This is a genomic window from Stieleria maiorica, from assembly GCF_008035925.1.
Classification (GTDB): domain Bacteria; phylum Planctomycetota; class Planctomycetia; order Pirellulales; family Pirellulaceae; genus Stieleria; species Stieleria maiorica.
Genome location: NZ_CP036264.1, coordinates 1,275,409 through 1,292,187, shown reverse-complemented (window position 1 = coordinate 1,292,187; position 16,779 = coordinate 1,275,409). Strand labels below are relative to the sequence as shown.

Annotated in this window: 15 protein-coding genes; 7 read left to right on the top strand and 8 right to left on the bottom strand. The window is 61.1% G+C overall.

Annotated elements, in window-relative coordinates; translation table 11 throughout:
* The first annotated feature begins 180 nt into the window (after positions 1 to 180).
* Positions 181 to 1,089 (top strand): phosphoribosylaminoimidazolesuccinocarboxamide synthase, encoded by a 909-nt coding sequence (locus Mal15_RS04165; protein ID WP_233903273.1) that lies wholly within the window; start codon positions 181 to 183, stop codon positions 1,087 to 1,089.
* Positions 1,090 to 1,204: 115 nt separating this feature from the next.
* Here Mal15_RS04165 and hemQ read toward each other — a convergent pair whose 3' ends face one another.
* A complete protein-coding gene (hemQ, locus tag Mal15_RS04160) occupies positions 1,205 to 2,044 on the bottom strand; it encodes a hydrogen peroxide-dependent heme synthase (protein WP_199773805.1) in 840 nt (279 codons plus the stop codon).
* Between the two features lie 848 nt (positions 2,045 to 2,892).
* On the opposite strand from hemQ, the gene Mal15_RS04150 reads away from it, so the two are divergent.
* Entirely contained in the window at positions 2,893 to 3,765 is an 873-nt protein-coding gene (locus tag Mal15_RS04150; protein ID WP_147866600.1) for a DUF1571 domain-containing protein, read from the top strand.
* Between the two features lie 251 nt (positions 3,766 to 4,016).
* On the opposite strand, the gene gatC is transcribed toward Mal15_RS04150, so the two are convergent.
* Positions 4,017 to 4,304: an Asp-tRNA(Asn)/Glu-tRNA(Gln) amidotransferase subunit GatC gene (gene gatC, locus Mal15_RS04145; RefSeq protein WP_147866599.1), complete on the bottom strand. Its 288-nt coding sequence runs from the start codon at positions 4,302 to 4,304 to the stop codon at positions 4,017 to 4,019.
* A gap of 18 nt (positions 4,305 to 4,322) precedes the next feature.
* A complete protein-coding gene (rpmB, locus tag Mal15_RS04140; protein WP_147866598.1) occupies positions 4,323 to 4,589 on the bottom strand; it encodes a 50S ribosomal protein L28 in 267 nt (88 codons plus the stop codon).
* Positions 4,590 to 5,274: 685 nt separating this feature from the next.
* Here rpmB and Mal15_RS04135 point away from each other — a divergent pair.
* Together Mal15_RS04135 and Mal15_RS04130 are read left to right on the top strand one after the other, a co-directional pair.
* Positions 5,275 to 5,745: a hypothetical protein gene (locus Mal15_RS04135; RefSeq protein ID WP_147866597.1), complete on the top strand. Its 471-nt coding sequence runs from the start codon at positions 5,275 to 5,277 to the stop codon at positions 5,743 to 5,745.
* A 368-nt stretch (positions 5,746 to 6,113) separates the two neighbouring features.
* Positions 6,114 to 7,562 (top strand): hypothetical protein, encoded by a 1,449-nt coding sequence (locus Mal15_RS04130; protein ID WP_147866596.1) that lies wholly within the window; start codon positions 6,114 to 6,116, stop codon positions 7,560 to 7,562.
* Positions 7,563 to 7,705: 143 nt separating this feature from the next.
* On the opposite strand, the gene Mal15_RS04125 is transcribed toward Mal15_RS04130, so the two are convergent.
* The 3 genes from Mal15_RS04125 to Mal15_RS04115 are packed head-to-tail and all read right to left on the bottom strand — an operon-like array spanning position 7,706 to position 9,799.
* Positions 7,706 to 8,575: a thiazole synthase gene (locus Mal15_RS04125; protein WP_147866595.1), complete on the bottom strand. Its 870-nt coding sequence runs from the start codon at positions 8,573 to 8,575 to the stop codon at positions 7,706 to 7,708.
* A 6-nt stretch (positions 8,576 to 8,581) separates the two neighbouring features.
* A complete protein-coding gene (thiS, locus tag Mal15_RS04120) occupies positions 8,582 to 8,785 on the bottom strand; it encodes a sulfur carrier protein ThiS (RefSeq protein ID WP_147866594.1) in 204 nt (67 codons plus the stop codon).
* 9 nt (positions 8,786 to 8,794) lie between these two features.
* Positions 8,795 to 9,799: a sugar phosphate isomerase/epimerase family protein gene (locus Mal15_RS04115; RefSeq protein ID WP_147866593.1), complete on the bottom strand. Its 1,005-nt coding sequence runs from the start codon at positions 9,797 to 9,799 to the stop codon at positions 8,795 to 8,797.
* A 335-nt stretch (positions 9,800 to 10,134) separates the two neighbouring features.
* On the opposite strand from Mal15_RS04115, the gene Mal15_RS04110 reads away from it, so the two are divergent.
* Together Mal15_RS04110 and Mal15_RS04105 are read left to right on the top strand one after the other, a co-directional pair.
* Complete coding sequence (locus tag Mal15_RS04110) at positions 10,135 to 11,340, top strand: type IV pilus twitching motility protein PilT (protein WP_147866592.1); 1,206 nt, start codon at positions 10,135 to 10,137, stop codon at positions 11,338 to 11,340.
* Between the two features lie 137 nt (positions 11,341 to 11,477).
* Entirely contained in the window at positions 11,478 to 12,815 is a 1,338-nt protein-coding gene (locus Mal15_RS04105; protein WP_147866591.1) for an ATPase, T2SS/T4P/T4SS family, read from the top strand.
* A gap of 3 nt (positions 12,816 to 12,818) precedes the next feature.
* Here the strand turns inward: Mal15_RS04105 and Mal15_RS04100 are convergent, their stop codons facing one another.
* Positions 12,819 to 13,544: a YggS family pyridoxal phosphate-dependent enzyme gene (locus Mal15_RS04100; protein WP_233903272.1), complete on the bottom strand. Its 726-nt coding sequence runs from the start codon at positions 13,542 to 13,544 to the stop codon at positions 12,819 to 12,821.
* Positions 13,545 to 13,556: 12 nt separating this feature from the next.
* Positions 13,557 to 15,575, bottom strand: coding sequence for a hypothetical protein (locus Mal15_RS04095; RefSeq protein WP_147866590.1), 2,019 nt, complete (start codon positions 15,573 to 15,575; stop codon positions 13,557 to 13,559).
* 143 nt (positions 15,576 to 15,718) lie between these two features.
* Between Mal15_RS04095 and Mal15_RS33915 the strand changes: the two genes are divergently transcribed.
* Positions 15,719 to 16,779 (top strand): YdjY domain-containing protein (locus Mal15_RS33915; RefSeq protein WP_167546626.1); only part of this gene is annotated, 1,061 nt, incomplete at its 3' end.

Sequence of the window (16,779 nt, the reverse complement as noted above, 5' to 3'; positions counted from 1 at the left end):
GAAACCGATCGACGGCCTGTCGGTTTATTCCGATCACACGAGGGCTCAGCCGTTTCGCGCTAGCGTACGGGCCACCAATGCCAAGAAAACGCACTGGGGCCCGTAGGCTCGCGCCATACGGCTGATTAAATCACCAGGCCGTCAACGGCGATGCCATCACCCCAACCCCCAAGAATCACCGTGACGCAGTCCGCCGAACCGAGGACCGACCCGTTGTACGACTTCGACGATGCCGGCGCGCTTCTGAAGACGAATCTGCCGCTACCACGAAAGAGCGGCAAGGTTCGTGATCTGTACGACCTGGGGGAGAGCTTGCTGGTCGTCAGCACCGATCGCATCAGCGCGTTCGACTTCATCCTGCCCTGCGGCATCCCCGACAAAGGCCGCTTGCTGACGCAGATGAGCGCGTTCTGGTTCAACCACTTGGGCGTGCGGCATCACTTGAAATCCACCTCGATCCCGTCGGAGTTGTCGGCCAAGTTCGAGACCGGCCCGCTGGAAGGCCGGATCATGGTGGTCGAGAAAGCCGAGGTCGTGCCGTTCGAATGCGTCGCGCGAGGCTATCTGGAAGGCAGCGGATGGCGGGAATACCAAGAGACCGGCGAGGTTTGCGGCAACAAGCTGCCACCGGGACTGCGGCAATGCGACAAGCTGCCCGAACCGATCTTCACTCCGGCAACCAAGGCCGAAGAAGGCCATGACGAGAACGTCAGCATCGGACGGATGATCGCCGACTTGGGCAGCGACCTCGCGCTGCAGTTGAGAACGGAGACGCTGAAGATCTATTCGGCGGCGGCCGACCATGCCCGCTCGCGTGGCATCCTGATCGCGGACACCAAATTTGAATTCGGTCTGGTCGACGGCGAGATCGTGTTGATCGACGAAGTCCTGACGCCGGACTCGTCGCGGTTCTGGGACGAAGCGGTCTATGCCCCCGGCGCCGCCCAGCCCTCGTTCGACAAACAATTCGTCCGCGAGTGGCTCTCGCAGTGCGGCTGGGACAAACAAAGCGACCCGCCGACGCTGCCCGATGACATCATCCGCCAAACCGCGGCGAAGTACCGCGAAGCGTTCGAGCGGTTGTCGTAGCGGAAGCCGCCAAGGCTTTCGGCTCCTGCGCAGCGCGCCGTCGCCGCCACGTGCGAAACTCTCGGCGAGTTCCGCTACCAGACTTTGCCACGTGCGAAACTCTCGGCGAGTTCCGCTACCGGACTTTGCAGTGATCCAGGATCTCGTCGGCGGCGGCTCGATAGCCGACGTAGAAGGGACCGAACTCCGCGTACTTGGCGCTGGCGACGTCGAATCGCATCTTGTAGACGATGTCCTTCAAGTAGTCCGGGTTGCGTGCCCACAGCGTGACCATCCATTCCCAGTCGTCAAGACCGACGCCGACGGTGATCAGCTGAGACACCTTGCCGGCGAACGCGATGCCGCTTTGCGCGTGCTCGGCCATCATGGCATTACGGCTGCTGAACGGCTCGGTGAACCAGTTGGCACCCGGGACACGACTCTTGTTCATCGGATAGAAACACGCCGCTGGCCACTCGGGGAACTCCGGACGCAACCGCTGTTCGTTCATCATCGGCAACCGACGCTCATAGGCCCCCACCTTGGCCTTGAGCTCATCCGAGTCGGGATCGGCCCCTTCGGCGATCAATCGATCGCGAAACCGCTCGATCGTCGGAACGTACTCGCTGACTTCGCTGATCGAAACGAAGGACCAGACAGCTTCGACGAATTGCCCCAGCGGGGGCGCGACCAACGACTGGTGCACCGCATCGACTTTCGCCGGATCCGGATCCATGACCATGATGCCGAAGTCGGCGCCGTGACCGCTGATCCAATAGCTGGCCAGACGCTCGGGTGCGGCATCACCGGACGGAGCAAGCGCCGCGGCGAACTGACTAACACACTCCGACGAGAGCGGCGCCGCCATCGCTTCGCGACGAAAGCGATAGAAAAAATGACCGCAATGCCATCCGTTTTCGGGGACAGTCGAAGGCTCGGGCAGCGGGGCGGCGTGGGGGTTGGGACGACCGGACATAAGCAAAAAACGCGATCAGAGCGAGCGGGGGGAAGGCGAGTCGAAGTGCGGTGCATTATCCCCGCTTTCCCCCCGGCGCCCATGGCCCTGGGAGCGCAGGCCCTGGGAGCGCAGGCCCTGGGAGCGCAGGCCCTGGGAATCACCGGAGGAGGTGTCTGGCATGTGCAGCAGCCAACGGGCGACGAAACACGAGTGATACCAGCCGATTCGCGCAAGCGTTCGGGCCCCCGTGTCGATGGAGGCCCGTGTCGATGGAGGCCCGTGTCGATGGAGGCCCGTGTCGATGGAGGCCCGTAGGCTGGCGCCAAACGGCTGATCCCAACCGCGGCTAGCGGGATCAAAAACGCCAAAATTGCACGAACGAAAACGTGAACGAATCTTAGGAGTAACGATGAAACGCATCACCTATTCGATTTAGCCCATCTTCCTACCTCCGAAATCTTCCTACCCCTCCAGCTGCCACGACGTCCCGTCTCGGCGGTGGAAGCCAGGGGAGTGATGGCAGAATGATCCAGGGCAGAATGATGTGGGCACGTGAGCCCGACAGCAGCCCCCGGCGACTTGAGCGAAAACCGGATTGATCTGGCGAGAATGTCGACTCTTTCGCTATCAGTGGATTCGGCCACGGCACACGCACCGCCGGACGCGATTTCAGCTGGCGAATCCCTGTTCGTTTAACCTGACCGCATTGATCCGGTCACAACGCCCGGAACCGGTTGCGAGGGTTGCTCCGGATGAACGTCTGCCCTGGAAACTCCTCATCTTCACGTAGCATCTGCGGCGATACGACTCACCAAGGCCGTCCTTTTTCCCCGGTCGTCCGACGCACGCGCAAGGAAGCAATCAAGATGCAACGACGTCATTTTCTCGCCCTTCTGGGCTCACTGGCAGCCACGTCTGCCGCCGAACAATCGTTCGCCACGCCGCCAAACTTGGTTGAACCGGTCCACCGCGTCGCCAATGCGGCCAGCCTGGCTCCAGCCCCCTCGGTGAAACTCCAGCCGCTGGACGAAGCACTGTTGCGGGCCCGGAGGAGCTTGGTGAACTGCCGACAAACGATCAACGACTACACCGCGTTGCTGATCAAACGCGAGCGGATCGGCGACACGCTCGGGCCGCACGAATACATGTCGGCCAAGATTCGCTGTCGCAAGGTCGTCGACAACCAAGTCGTCCAACCGCTCAGCGTTTACTTGAGCTTTGTCAAACCGGCCAGCATCAAGGGCCGCGAAGTGCTGTACGTCGAAGGCCGCAACAACGGCAACCTGATCGCACACGAAGGCGGATTCAAAGGCCGCTTCTTGCCGACGGTCAACTTGCCGCCGACCGGAACGTTGGCCATGCGCGGCCAACGCTACCCGATGACGGAGATCGGACTGGAAAATCTGCTGGTCAAATTGATCGAGCGAGGCGAACAGGCCAAGCAATTGCCCGACGTCAAAGCGGAACTCCGACGGGGCATCAAAGTCAACGACCGCCCCTGCATGTTGCTGACGGTCACCCAGCCCACGCCGCGCCCCGACCTGCTGTTCTACCAGGCCAAGGTGTACATGGACGAAGAGCTGAACGTGCCGATCCGCTACGTCGCCTACGATTGGCCGAAGGCGAATGAAACCAAGCTTTCGGTGATCGAAGAGTACAACTACTTGAACCTGAAGCTGAATGTCGGGCTGACCGACGCAGACTTCGACCCCAACAATTCGGCGTACAATTTCTATTGAATGCCGGGTGAGCCTGATCGGTAGCGGAAGCCGCGAAGGCTTTCGGCGCGGACCGGCGGATGCGCAGCCGGCGAGCGAAATTCTCGGCGCTTTGTTGATTTCCCCCAAGGCAAGGTGCCTATGTTAGCCCGACGCGTGAGCGAGGGGCAACGTGGCGTCCCTCGCTCACGCGTCGGGCTGGGATCATTGCGCAAGAATTGGCGTGTCGGATAATCAACAAGCCGTTGGCGAATTCCGCTACCGGGATGATGTCACCCGAGCACGGGCGGCACGCGGAAACACTCTTCGTCCGCCGCCGGGGCATTGGCCAAGGCGGCGGCGCGATCCAAGCCCTGCACCAGCGTGTCGGGCCGCCAACGGTTGTCCACGTCCAACGCCGTCGTCATCGGCTCGACGTCATCGGTGTCCAACTCGGACAGCTTGGCGACAAAGCCGAGAATGCTCTCCAGCTGCGGACCGAGATGCTCGACCTCTTGGTCGGAAATCTCTAGCCGCGCAAGCAGGGCCAGCTTGCGGACGTCATCTGCCGAGAGTGCCATGGCTTCCTCGCGCTAAAACTATTTGGCGCCGCTGACGTCAAACGGTTTGGTTCGGACGCGTTTGCGGATCGAACCGCTGCGGATGCATTGAACGCAAACACGCATCGACTTGTTTTCACCATCGGGCAGGGTCACGTGGACCTTTTGCAGGTTGGGGACAAACTTGCGACGCGTGATTCCGGTGATTTTGGTACCGACACCGCCCAAATACTTCGCTTTACCGCGAGTTTCGATGCGGTTGCCCATCTGCACTTTCTTTCCGCAAATTTCACATTGTCGTGCCATGGCACATTTCCCCCGTCGTATCGCGCGGGGGCTCCTCAGCCGGTTGGTTCGTTGGTTTGCTGTTGTGATGTTATCGACTTCGACGCCTTGTTCGCCAGCCGGTACCGAGTCGGTAATCGCACGGTGGATCGGCGAGATCTCCCGAATTGACGTGCTTGCCGAATTGGCATGTGGCCTGATCCGGCGACGGCCCCGCAAACCCCGCATCAGAAGGCTCCCGTCCGCACATTTTTCGCCGAAATCACATCGAAGGGCCAAGACTATACAAACACAAGGGTTTGGGCGAAAGAAGTAATCCCGAACCAATCTTTCTTGAGTGAAAAAGCCCAGATTTCTCAAGATCTCCGCTGGCGTGGCCGAAAACTCTTCCTAAGCCTCCTGTTCCCGGACGCAAATCCGTCTCGGACACCGGCTTCCCGACAACTGGCCCGGCGCTATCGGCACTGCCGCCGAGCGCACGTCCACCGAGCGAACTCTCCCACCGAGCCCTGCGACCATGACCGCCCCCGATCGCAACATTGCCCCACTGCAGAAACCGGCCCCACACACGGTTCGCCCATCACGGTGCCGACGGGTATTTCAAGCCCTGGCATGCGGACCGCTGGCGTCTGCAGCCTTGGCAACCCTGTTGACCGCAGCCTCGACCGGGTGCTCCGCCTTGCCCTCCATGCGAGGATTGGATCTGATGAGCCCCTCGTCGAGCTTGCTGTTCCCCGGATCGGCAAAAAACGCGTCCCCGTACCAAATGCTCGACGGCACCGTGCCGGTGACCTCCGTTTCGGGTGATGGTGCCCTGACCGAGGAAGCGTATCACAAGATCCGTGAAGCGAAGGCCCAGAATGCGGTCGTGCTTCAAGTGGCCGGCGACGAACAACCCGTCCGACTGCTGCCCCTTCCGGCCGGCGAACAGAGCGTTTTTGTCAGCGAATTGCTGACCCAAACCGGCGTTCTCAAGAAACTCGGCGACGTCCAAGCAACGCTTTACCGCCCGTCGCCCGATTCGATCGCCGGCGTGCGGATGGACATCAAATTTGCCGACGACGGCACCGTCGCACCGACAAGCGACTACGGGCTGCGTCCCGGAGACCGCGTTCAAGTGCGGCCGATTACGACCACGCCGATTGAAAACCTGGTCAAGATGGCGCTGCGGCGCTAGGACCGCTTGGTCGTCCACCGCAGCTTAATGTTCGCACGTGACGCTGCGTTCCAAGGGTCGTCGAGCTCTCCGAATTCGGCGGAACTGAAAAAGCGAAGCTTTGCCCAGCGTCGACCTCGGAGAGGATGGCGACTGTTCTGCCCGATCGAAAACGAAGCGGCGACAGACCACCTGGTTTGGATGACGGCGTTGTTGAGCACGACGGCCCGTTAGGGGGCCATCGTACTTCGCGGCACGCTGCGGTGCGGCAGCGTCCCAGCACCGACTGGAAGTCGCCACGGTTGCTGGGATAAAATCGATAACAGACGCTGACGTTCTCTCAACCCCACCCTTCACGCGATGCCGATCCGGTCGCTGGCGAGCCGTTCATGTCTGAAATCGTTCATTGCCCGAAATGCCATTCCGCGGTCACGGTCGCATCAGGACAGGCTGGCAATCGAGTGCAGTGCCCGAGTTGTCTGAAGGAGTTCCTTGCCCCGGCCACCCTGGGCGGAGCCGGCGCGACCTCGGAGGACGAGGATTGGCTGACGCTGGCCGAGTCACCCGCGCCGCCGTCGCCGACCGCCGGCAGCACACCACAGCCGACGTCTTCGAACCAATCTCGATCGCCTGTCCCCGGTTCAACCGAGACCGACGACGAACTGTTCGGCGAAAATCCGTTCGTCGACCTGCCCACCGACGCCACATCGGAAACCGAATCGGATCCCGCCGACCTGTTCGCAAACCTGCCGTCGCTGGACGAGTTCTCACCCCCCACCGCCGGACCTGCCGCGGCGGCCAAGCCGACGCCCGAATCCGCAGCCACCATCGACCCGAACGAAGAATTCCGAGTGACGTGTCCGATTTGCGGCAGCATGCTGTCGGCAAAGGCCAAGCAGACCGGCAAGACGATCAAGTGCGGCGACTGCTACAGCGAAGTCCGCGTCCCCAAGCCGCCCCGTAAGAAGGTCCAACCACAGCGAAATGATAACGCCGAGACGTTTCAGTTCGTCGAAACGGGCGCGTCCGGCCGGCCGGCGGATCCGTTTTTGAAAAGCGCCAACGAGCTGCTGCGCGAAGCCGAACGGGACCCCGAGGAAAGGCAATCCGAACCGGCATTCGACGCACCCAGCACCGTCGGCTGGTTCAAGACGGTCTTCGGGATCTTTCTGGACCCGGGCGTCATCAGCCACTTCTTTGGATTGGCGATCTTGTTGGGGATTCCCGCGGCATTGACGGTCGCGATCCCGGTATTCGCGCTCGGGATGTTTCCGCTCGGTTTGCTCGGCACCACGCTGACGGTGGCCTGCGGGTTCGCGATCCTGTTCGGCGTGGCCAACGAACACGAACGGATCGAAGACTGGCCGACGCTGGACCCGACCGCCTGGTTTGAATCGCTGTGGTTGGTGATCGCGGCGACGGCGATCGCGGTGGGGCCGGCTTACATGTTTGCCACGGTGTTTGGTGCCGTGCCAGTCGTCAAGCTGGGGTTGGTGATGTTCTCGATTTACGCCGCGTTTCCGATCATCCTGCTTTCAATGCTGGACGAGCAATCGATCACCTCGCCGTTCTCGGCCGACGTCAGCAAGAGCATCACGCGATGCCAGGAGGAATGGGGGGCGTTCTATTTTTCGACCGGCCTGTTGTTCGCCGCCCTGTTCGGCTACTTCGTGATGTGCCCGTCTACACCGATGGGCATTGCGATCGGCGTGATCCTGTCGATCGGCGTGGTGTTCATGTACTTCGCCATCCTGGGCCGCCTGGCACTGGCGATCGGCGAGGTCGTCGACCTGACGGCGCTGGAGACCGAGGAGGATGAGGAGGAGGAAGAAACGTAGCTTCGTTTTCGATCGGGCCGGACTGTCGCCGTCCTCTCCGAGGTCGGCGCGGGGTAAAGCTCTCTTTTTCGCGCACGCCGAGTTCGGAGAACACGGCGACTCTCGCAGCGCACCGACAGGCTGCAAGTCGATCCCACACCATGCTAGGCGTTGCTGCCGTAGGGTCGCGTGCTGATCACGCCCTCGGTGGGACTGGACGCGGTTCCGTAAAGCCGCTTGGGAATCCGACCGGCGCGGAACGCGTGACGTCCCGCGATGGCCGCATGTTTCATCGCTTTGGCCATCAGGACCGGATCACGGGCGTGGGCGATCGCGGTGTTGAGCAACACCGCGTCTCCGCCGATTTCGAACGCTTGGCTGACGTCGCTGGCCGTGCCCACCCCGGCGTCGATGATCACCGGATAATCCGGGTCGTCTTCCTTCAGATACTCCAGAATGATCTGCAGGTTGTTGGGGTTCAGCAATCCCTGCCCGCTGCCGATCGGGCTGCCGGCGGGCATCACGCTGGCCGCGCCGGCTTGCTTCAATCGCCGCGCGGTGACCGGACAATCACTGGTGTAGCAGAGGACCTGGAAACCGTCGGCGGCCAATTCACGGCATGCGGCGACCGTCTCAGCGGGATCGGGCAGCAGCGTTTTGCTGTCCCCGAGCACTTCCAGTTTGACCCAATCGGCGCCGGGGTTGCCGAGCGTTTTCAAGATCTCGCGGCCCAACTTGGCGGCGCGAATGGCATCCGCGGCGGTGTAGCAACCGGCGGTGTTGGGCAACAGCGTGTACCGGTCCAGATCGATGAAATCCAGAATGTTCTTGCCGCCACGGTCGTACAGGCGTTCGCGGCGGACCGCCACGGTGACACAGTCGCACCCCGATGCGTCGAGCGAGTCGCGCATTTGCTCCATCGTGTCATAGCGCCCGGTGCCGACGATCAGGCGGCTGGCCAGCGTGTGACCACCCACGACAAGCGGGGCGTCATCGGTCCCCGGCGAAACGTTCGATGAAGATGCAACAGACAAGGTGGCTCAACCGCCTCCGACCAGGGTAACGACTTCGACGTCATCGCCGGCACGAACCATCGTGTCGGCGTACGTTTCGCGTGGGACGACGTCTGCGTTGAGTTCGACCGCCAGGTAATTCGGCGGCACATCCACGGTGTCGAGTAACTGCTCGACACTCATTTCCGAGTCGATTTCGACGCTTCGGCCGTTGACGGTGATTTCGATCATCAGGTCCACTCAGTCGTTGTCGTCATCAAACGCCGAATCAAAGGCGCGGGTGCTGGGCGAGAAGTCCAGCTTCTTGGTGAACTCGCAGGCTTCGGCGGCACCAAACTCGCGTTCCATGCCGCTGTCTTCCCACTCGATCGACAGCGGGCCGTTGTATCCGATGTCGTTGAGCGCGCGAATGATCTCTTCAAAGTTCACACCGCCGCGTCCGGGGCTGCGGAAATCCCAACCACGACGGGCGTCGCCGAAATTCAGGTGGCTGCAATTGATGCCGCTGGCTCCGTCCAGGGTGACGATCGCATCCTTGATGTGGACGTGGTAGATCCGGTCGGGGAACCGCCGCAGAAACTGGACCGGGTCGACGCCCTGCCAGATCAGGTGGCTGGGGTCGAAATTGAATCCGAATTCGGGCCGCCGGTCCAGAGCTTCCAAGGCGCGTTCGGCCGTGTAGATGTCGAAGGCGATTTCCGTCGGATGAACTTCCAGGGCAAACCGCACACCGCATTCGCCGAACACGTCCAGGATCGGGTTGAAGCGTTCGGCCAGCAAATCAAACCCGGCATCGATCATGCTCGGCGGCACCGGTGGAAAGGAGTACAGCAGGTGCCAGATGCTGCTGCCGGTGAAGCCGTTGACGACTTCGACGCCGAATTTCTGGGCCGCCCGCGCGGTGTTCTTCAATTCCTCGATGGCACGCTCGTTGACGCCATCGGCATCGCCGTCGCCCCAAACATAATCGGGCAAAATCGCTTTATGGCGTTCGTCGATGCGATCCAAAACCGCCTGTCCTACCAGGTGGGCGCTGATGGCGTGACACTGCAGCCCCGCATCGTCCAAGGCTTGGCGTTTGTTGTCGCAGTAATCGGCTTCGGCGAGCGCCTTGTCGACCTCAAAATGGTCGCCCCAGCATGCCAATTCGATGCCGTCGTAGCCGAATCCACTCGTTTTTTGGACCATGTCGGTGAACGGAAGGTCTGCCCATTGACCGGTAAACAGGGTGACAGGACGCGACATGAAGCTCTCCAAAAAAGCGAACGGGATGACGGGAAAAATTGGGAAGAAGAATTCGGATGAAACATAATTCCATGCTTCCAGGGGTATTTTGCGCTCCCGCCGGTGAAATCTGCAACAACCCTGAAACCGCGGTTCTCGGTCGAATTGGTGGTTCGCAGCCCCAATTGAGGTGCCCCGATCGACGCGAGAGTTTCTTTCCAAAGCGAATTGTGCCGCCGCAGAGTCCATTGAGCGTCGCCATCCTTGGCCTAGAATAGGGCTCTGCGATTGCCGCAAGGCGAATTCACGACACTTCAGGTCAGCCCGGCTCCACCTATTTTTCCCCAAGACTCGAAATGGCTCATAAGAACGGCAAGGCTGCGTCAGCCCCTCAACCGACCGGTTCCACCACCGCGGAAGCTGTCGCCGCCCGTCTCCGTGATTCGCTGCTGCAACAGCGAGAAGAGCTGCCGGTCGACAAACTGTTTCGGGCGCTCGTCAAGCTGGAAGGGAGCGACTTGCACCTCAAGGTCGGCCAGCCGCCGATGGTCCGTGTCGGCGGAACACTCAAACCGCTCAATCGCGGCCCGATCGACACCGAAGAGATGGTCGACCTGTTGCTGCCGATGATGGACGAGCGGAACTTGCTGATCTTTGAAGAGGAGGGCGGGGCTGACTTTGCCTACCTGTGTCTGGTCGACGGCGTTCGCTGGCGTTTCCGTGTCAACATGCTCAAGTCGCTGGGAAACATCGGCCTGGTCGCCCGGCGGATCAATAACTTTATCCCCGACTTTCGCGGGCTGTTCCTGCCCGATTCGATCGAAGGCCTGTGCCACTACGAACAGGGCATGGTGCTGCTGGCGGGGGTGACCGGTAGCGGCAAGAGCACGACGATCGGATCGATGCTCAACTACATCAATTCCATTTACCGCAAACACATCCTGACCCTGGAAGACCCGATCGAATTCATCTTCACCGAAGACAAGTGTCTGATCAATCAACGGGAGATGGGACAGGACGTCAAGGACTTTAACATCGGGATGAAGCATGCGGTGCGTGAAGACCCCGACATCATTCTGGTCGGCGAATTGCGTGACGAAGAGACCTTCATGACGGCGATTCACGCGGCGGAAACCGGGCACCTGGTGTTCGGGACGATCCACGCGGCGAGTGCCTCGACCACGATCGGCCGGATTTTGGACTTGTTCCCCGAAGAGATGCACAACGCCATTCGCAGCGCGATCGCGTTCAACATGAAGGGCATCATCGCCCAAAAGCTGCTCAAGAGTATCAAGCCGGGCGTCTCCCGCGTCCCGACCTGCGAGGTCATGACGTTCAACCCGACGATCCGTAAACTGGTGCTGGAGGGCAAGGACGAGAAACTGCCCGACGCGATCCGCATCGGCGCCGATGATGGCATGCAAGACTTCACGATGAGTCTGAAGGGTCTGATCGACGACGAACTGATCGACCGTCCCACTGCATTTGCCGTCGCCCCCAACAAGGACGCCCTGAAGATGGCGCTCAAGGGGATCGATGTCAAAGCCCCCGGTATCTTGTAAGCTTTCGCAGCAGTCGCCGGATACTCGTCGAACCTCGCGGGACCGCCAACCGCTCACTTGCCCGTATCGAATGCGGCACACACCGCGCCCGACCACTTTCATTGCCACCACACCTTTTCTGCTCTTGCCCGTAATTGATGGCCGAACAACCCCCACCCCAGCTCTGGCAGTCCGTCGCTCCCGTTGAATTCGCGCCAAAGCTGAGCGACAACACGAAAGTCCAAGCGTTGTTGATCAGTACCCGTCAGGGCGCGGGATTTGAGGTCGCCGCCGGGCAGATTTCGCACGCGATCCAGTCGCGTGCCACCCAGATCCTGCTCGACTTCACCGCCTCGGGATGCGCGATGCGGTACATGATCGACGGCCTGTGGGAACAGTTGCCCGCACTCGATCGCGAAACCGGCGACGCGATGTTGATCGCACTGAAACAACTGTGCCAACTGAATCCCGCCGATCGCCGCAGTGCCCAATCGGGATCGGTCGGTGTCAAATTGAAGAAGGAAAAGTTTGACCTGGTGCTGCAATCACAAGGTGTGCAAACGGGCGAGCGCGTCCTGGTGCGTTTGAATTCCTTGCAGATCCCGTTCGATACGCTCAGCGATATCGGGATGCGAGACAAGATGGCGGCCGCCCTGAAACAGCACCTCAACGACGAAGGGGACATCGTCCTGATCACGGCGCCGAAATCCGAAGGCCTGACGACCACCTGGAACGTCAGCATCAACGCGTCAGATCGCTTCTTGCGGGACTTTCAATCCTTCGAGGATCAGGCCCGCCCCGAACCGGAAATCATCAACATCAACGCCAACTACTACGGCGGCAACACCGGTTTGACGGCTCGCGAAGCGGTTCGCAAGGCGATCTTGAAGGAACCCGACGTTTTCATGTTCCCCGAAACGGTCGATGCCGAAACGTTTCAATTGGCCCTCAACCAAGTCACCCAATCGGAAAAGAAAGTCATCACCCGGATGGTCGCCGGCGGAGCGGTCGAGGGACTGGTGCGTTTGATCGCCCAATACCCCGAGCAGCGTGTTCCGATCGCCAAGTCGGTTTCCTGCGTCCTCGGCCAACGACTGGTCCGGCGACTGTGTGACAACTGTAAAGTCGGATTCCAGCCGCCGCCCCAGCTGTTGCAACAATTGGGCATCCCGCCGGGACGTGTCACCTTGCTGTACCAACCCTTCATCCCGCCGCCGATTGAGCAGCAAGTCGACGAAAACGGACGCCCGGCGCCGATCACCCCGTGTCACCAATGTCAGGGCCGGGGTTACCTGGGCCGGATCGGCATCTTCGAAATGCTCACCCCCGGCGAACAGCTGCGTGATGCACTGACCAAGACCCAGGACGTCGGACGACTGGCGGCGATCGCCAAATCCGAAGGTTTCCACGGCGTTCAAACCGAGGCCGTGCTGACCGTCGCACGCGGGCTGACCAGTCTGGACGAATTGAAACGCGCCTTCGCCAAGAAGGCGTGACGCTCAACGCACGCCTTCAAACAACGCCGACCCGATCCGCACCATCGTCGCCCCCGCGGCGATGGCTTCTCGAAAGTCACCGCTCATGCCCATCGATAATTCGGGCAAGGTGTGACCACCCGACGCGACCAACCGGTCACGCAACTGGGCGACATCCTGAAATTGACTCGCCGCCTGGGACGGCTCCGTTCCCCAACCGGCCATCGCCATCAACCCGATGATCCGCACCGAGTTCAAGTCGGGAATCTCCAACAACTGGCCGACCGCATCGGGCGAGAGGCCGGTCTTGTTCTCGTCGCCGCTGATGTTTACTTCCAACAAGACCTCGGCGACACGTTCCTGACGGTGGGCCTCGCCGTCGATCGCTCGCAATATACGCTCGCTGTCGACCGAATGGATCAGCGGGCCTAGCGGCAACATGCGACGCAGTTTGTTGGTCTGGACGTGGCCGATCATGTGCCAACGCAAGGAGCGGTTCGCGTTTTCCGGCACCGCCCGTTCGACCGTCTCGGCTTTTTGCCACAACACCTGCGGGCGGCTTTCGCCCAGGTCGCAACATCCGGCGTCAAACAACAACCGCGTGGTTGCCGCGTCGACGTATTTGGAAACCCCGATCACGCGCACCGAATCGGGGGCTCGCCCGGCCGCGACGGCAGCTTGACGAACTTCATCCGTCACACGCATCCAGTTGCGGCGAATCAGCCCGGCGATGTCATTGGATTGTGACATGGTGTCCCCCGATCAACTGGGATTGTCTTCCACGGTGATCAAGTCTTCGTAAGACTCTTCCTCGGCATCGAATCGCGCGCAATAGAAGTCCGCGATGATCTGCTTCCCCATAAAGGTACGCGGTCCCGATACAGCCATCGATCGGTACACGATCCATTGTGTCTTTCCCAATTGGATCCGAAAAGCCGCGGCGGTCCGCGGCGGGATCAGCTTCAACTGCTCGCCAACCGTCAGTTGTCGCCAGGTCCGCTTGGAGGCAAACCGGTCACGCGACAGATCCATCCACAACGGTACAAACAGCTGGCCTCGGCCACGCGCGGCGAGCAGCAAGTGCCGATCCTCGGTGGCCTGCAATCGCGTCGTGGAGGATGCGTTTTTCCATTCGCCGGCCGACAACGGCATCACCAAGGCGCGTCGCCGATGATCGCCCAAGAACAACTCGGTCGTTTCCTGCTCGCCCTGGACGTCGATCTTGTCAGCCAGCGGCAATCGGACCTGGTACTCGATCAAGGGCAGTGCGTCGGCGGGATCCTTGTGCTGCTCGCGACGACCGGTCCCGTTCCCATCACCGTCGCCGGGATTGTCTGCCGAGCGTGCCGATCCCGAGGGGACACGTCCGCGAACCACCGCATCGGCAAAGAAACAACAACGATCTTCGCGAACCACCATGATCTGTCGCTGCAAGACGTATCCGCCCTGGTGCAACTGCTCCAACTCCAGATAGTGGACGTCGTCGTCGGTGTATTCGCAGGTCGCTTCCCAATCGCCCTCTGGCTCCAGGGGCTGACCGTCGACCACGACGACCGATTCACACGTCCCGCTGATCAGAATCGATTTCCCGGCGGCCAATTCCAGTCGCGTCTGGCGGTCGGCGTAGTCGACCACCATTCGCCCCCGTCGCACATCCCATTCGGGAAGCAGGCAGGCGACTCTGGCGTCTTCGTCATGCAACATCGACTCCGGCAGACTGACCTGCCACGCCAGCCGGCCTTTGGATTGGGACGTTCCCAGTGCGGCCTTCATCGCCGGCCGCAAGGATTCTTCGTCCAGGTCTGCGGCGTAGGTCAACAGTCCATGTTTTCCCACGTCGTCTTGAACCTCACGCGTGGTCAATGTCGAAAACGCCTGGACGCCGCCTCGTCCGGTCAACGCGGCCACCCAAGTGGCCAGTTCGATTCCGATCTCGTCGATGGATTTTTCAAAGGCAGGCCCGACCACATCCGATTTTGACTTGCCGTTCTTCCGCTGTTTCTTCTTGTTGGACGGTTTCGCCGGACCGACGAAGCGCAGCAAACGACGCTGGCGCAACAGCGAGGCCAAGGCGAGCCGACACTGGTGCGGCTGCGACAGGACGGCCGAGACGGACAGGTCATCTTGCTCGCACCATCGCTTCAGAGCTTCGATGCTGCTGTCGGCCAATCGGCGGCACGACGGCAACGCACGCAATCGGTGGGCAAGCGTCAAACCGATTTCGGCGACACCGATCAGCACGGCCGGATGGGTCGGGTCACGCTGCAACAACCCGTCGCGAAAATCTTGAATCGTCCCCAGCAGGCTCCACCAATCCGCTTCTTCCAAGTGATGTAACAGTCCGGGCATCGCGGCCGCCCAGGACAACACGCTCCAGACGTCACTCAGATTGTTCGGGTTCTGGACCAACGATTCTTGAAACCGCCACGCCATCGCGTCGGGTTCGATCCCACAAAACCGCTTCCCTGCCGTGTTCGCCCCGACGGCCGTCCGCGTCAACCATTCGATTTGCAGGTCGCACGGTTTTCCGAAGGCCGTCGCCACCCCCCAACGATATATCGTGCCCCGCCAGACGGCGTCTTGGAAAACTTCAACGATCGGCTGGTCCCGCTGATCGGTCAAAATCCTCTCGCGCAAGATCGTCCATTGGGCCGACGTGGGCGGCGACTCTTCCAATAGCAGCGTCTCGCCGCCGGAGCCCGACTCCGGCTCCGCCGCGACCGCTTGTCGCGACGGTTCACTCGAATCGGATGTTTTCGGTTGTCGACGCTTTCGGGACATAGGAGACTGGTTTCGTACAGATCAAAAGGTGAAGATGGAAGGGAACTGCCAGCGGGCACGCTACCTTACCCGCCTTGCTTGACTCGTGCACCTACCGACCTAGTGTCCTACTTCATCCGATCCCATTCTCTTCAGCTCCCTCGATGAACAAACGATTCCGACTCGGCATGGCCTGTTTGCTGCCCTCTGTGCTGCTCTGGGTGTTGGCAACCAACCCCGGTTGCGGCCGATCGGAGACCGGCTCGGTCGCCGATTCCGGCGCGGAGAATCGCTCGGCGTCCTCCGACACGACGGACTCCACCGTCAGCCCCCCTCCGAGCCCCACCCCTGCGGCCCCGGCAAATCAATCGCCCGATGCGGGTCCGACGGAAGCAACCTCACCAACCGAATCGACCGAGACGAGGGACGATGCCGCCGCACCGCCCGGTCGCCCACTGCCATCGCCACCGGACATGCCCTCATCAAGCGAGACTACGCCCGGCGACGCGGCGACGTCGCCCGAGTCATTCGATGCCGCAACGGCAGCGGCAAACGCGGCTCCACCAGAACAACCTGCCCGATGGGAACCGGAGGGTCCGACCGCCGAAGAAATCGCAAGGGAAGCCTTTCTGCCACCACCGGAGGCAAAATCGTTAAGCCAACAAGGACGATTGTGGATCGATCCCCAACGCAAACGCGTGATCGTCGACGGCTATGTCGCACTCAAACGCGGTGCGCTGGAAATGTTTGCTTGTCCGGTCGGCACCAAAGAACATGAGTCGATCGTCGCCGCGTTGGCTCGCTCACGCGAAGTCCATGCGGCCTTGTTGGCCGTCGACGCGACCCCCGGAGCCCCGGTCCGATTTCGCCCCGAGTTCGTCCCACCGACCGGCCAAGTCATCCGTGTCTGGGTCTGCTGGTACGATGCCGAGGACCAATTCCACGTCATTGATGCCCGCCAGTGGGTTCAGGACTTACAAACCGAACAGGCGATGACCGCCGAGTGGGTGTTTGCCGGCAGCGGATTCTGGCAGGACGAAGAAACCAAGCAAGAGCACTACATGGCTGATTCGGGCGACATGATTTGCGTGTCCAATTTTTCCAGCGCGATGCTGGACGTGGCGATCCCCAGCAGCGCCGATACCGACTCGCTGCGATTCGTCCCGTTTGAATCCAAGATCCCCGACCGCGAGACGCCGGTACGGCTGATCTTGGTGCCGGTCCC

Coding starts and splice junctions, on each gene's coding strand:
- hemQ (WP_199773805.1), bottom strand. CDS start 2,044: ATGTCCGGTCGTCCCAACCCCCACGCCGCCCCGCTGCCCGAGCCTTCG.
- Mal15_RS04150 (WP_147866600.1), top strand. CDS start 2,893: ATGCAACGACGTCATTTTCTCGCCCTTCTGGGCTCACTGGCAGCCACG.
- gatC (WP_147866599.1), bottom strand. CDS start 4,304: ATGGCACTCTCGGCAGATGACGTCCGCAAGCTGGCCCTGCTTGCGCGG.
- rpmB (WP_147866598.1), bottom strand. CDS start 4,589: ATGGCACGACAATGTGAAATTTGCGGAAAGAAAGTGCAGATGGGCAAC.
- Mal15_RS04135 (WP_147866597.1), top strand. CDS start 5,275: ATGAGCCCCTCGTCGAGCTTGCTGTTCCCCGGATCGGCAAAAAACGCG.
- Mal15_RS04130 (WP_147866596.1), top strand. CDS start 6,114: ATGTCTGAAATCGTTCATTGCCCGAAATGCCATTCCGCGGTCACGGTC.
- thiS (WP_147866594.1), bottom strand. CDS start 8,785: ATGATCGAAATCACCGTCAACGGCCGAAGCGTCGAAATCGACTCGGAA.
- Mal15_RS04115 (WP_147866593.1), bottom strand. CDS start 9,799: ATGTCGCGTCCTGTCACCCTGTTTACCGGTCAATGGGCAGACCTTCCG.
- Mal15_RS04110 (WP_147866592.1), top strand. CDS start 10,135: ATGGCTCATAAGAACGGCAAGGCTGCGTCAGCCCCTCAACCGACCGGT.
- Mal15_RS04105 (WP_147866591.1), top strand. CDS start 11,478: ATGGCCGAACAACCCCCACCCCAGCTCTGGCAGTCCGTCGCTCCCGTT.
- Mal15_RS04100 (WP_233903272.1), bottom strand. CDS start 13,544: ATGTCACAATCCAATGACATCGCCGGGCTGATTCGCCGCAACTGGATG.
- Mal15_RS04095 (WP_147866590.1), bottom strand. CDS start 15,575: ATGTCCCGAAAGCGTCGACAACCGAAAACATCCGATTCGAGTGAACCG.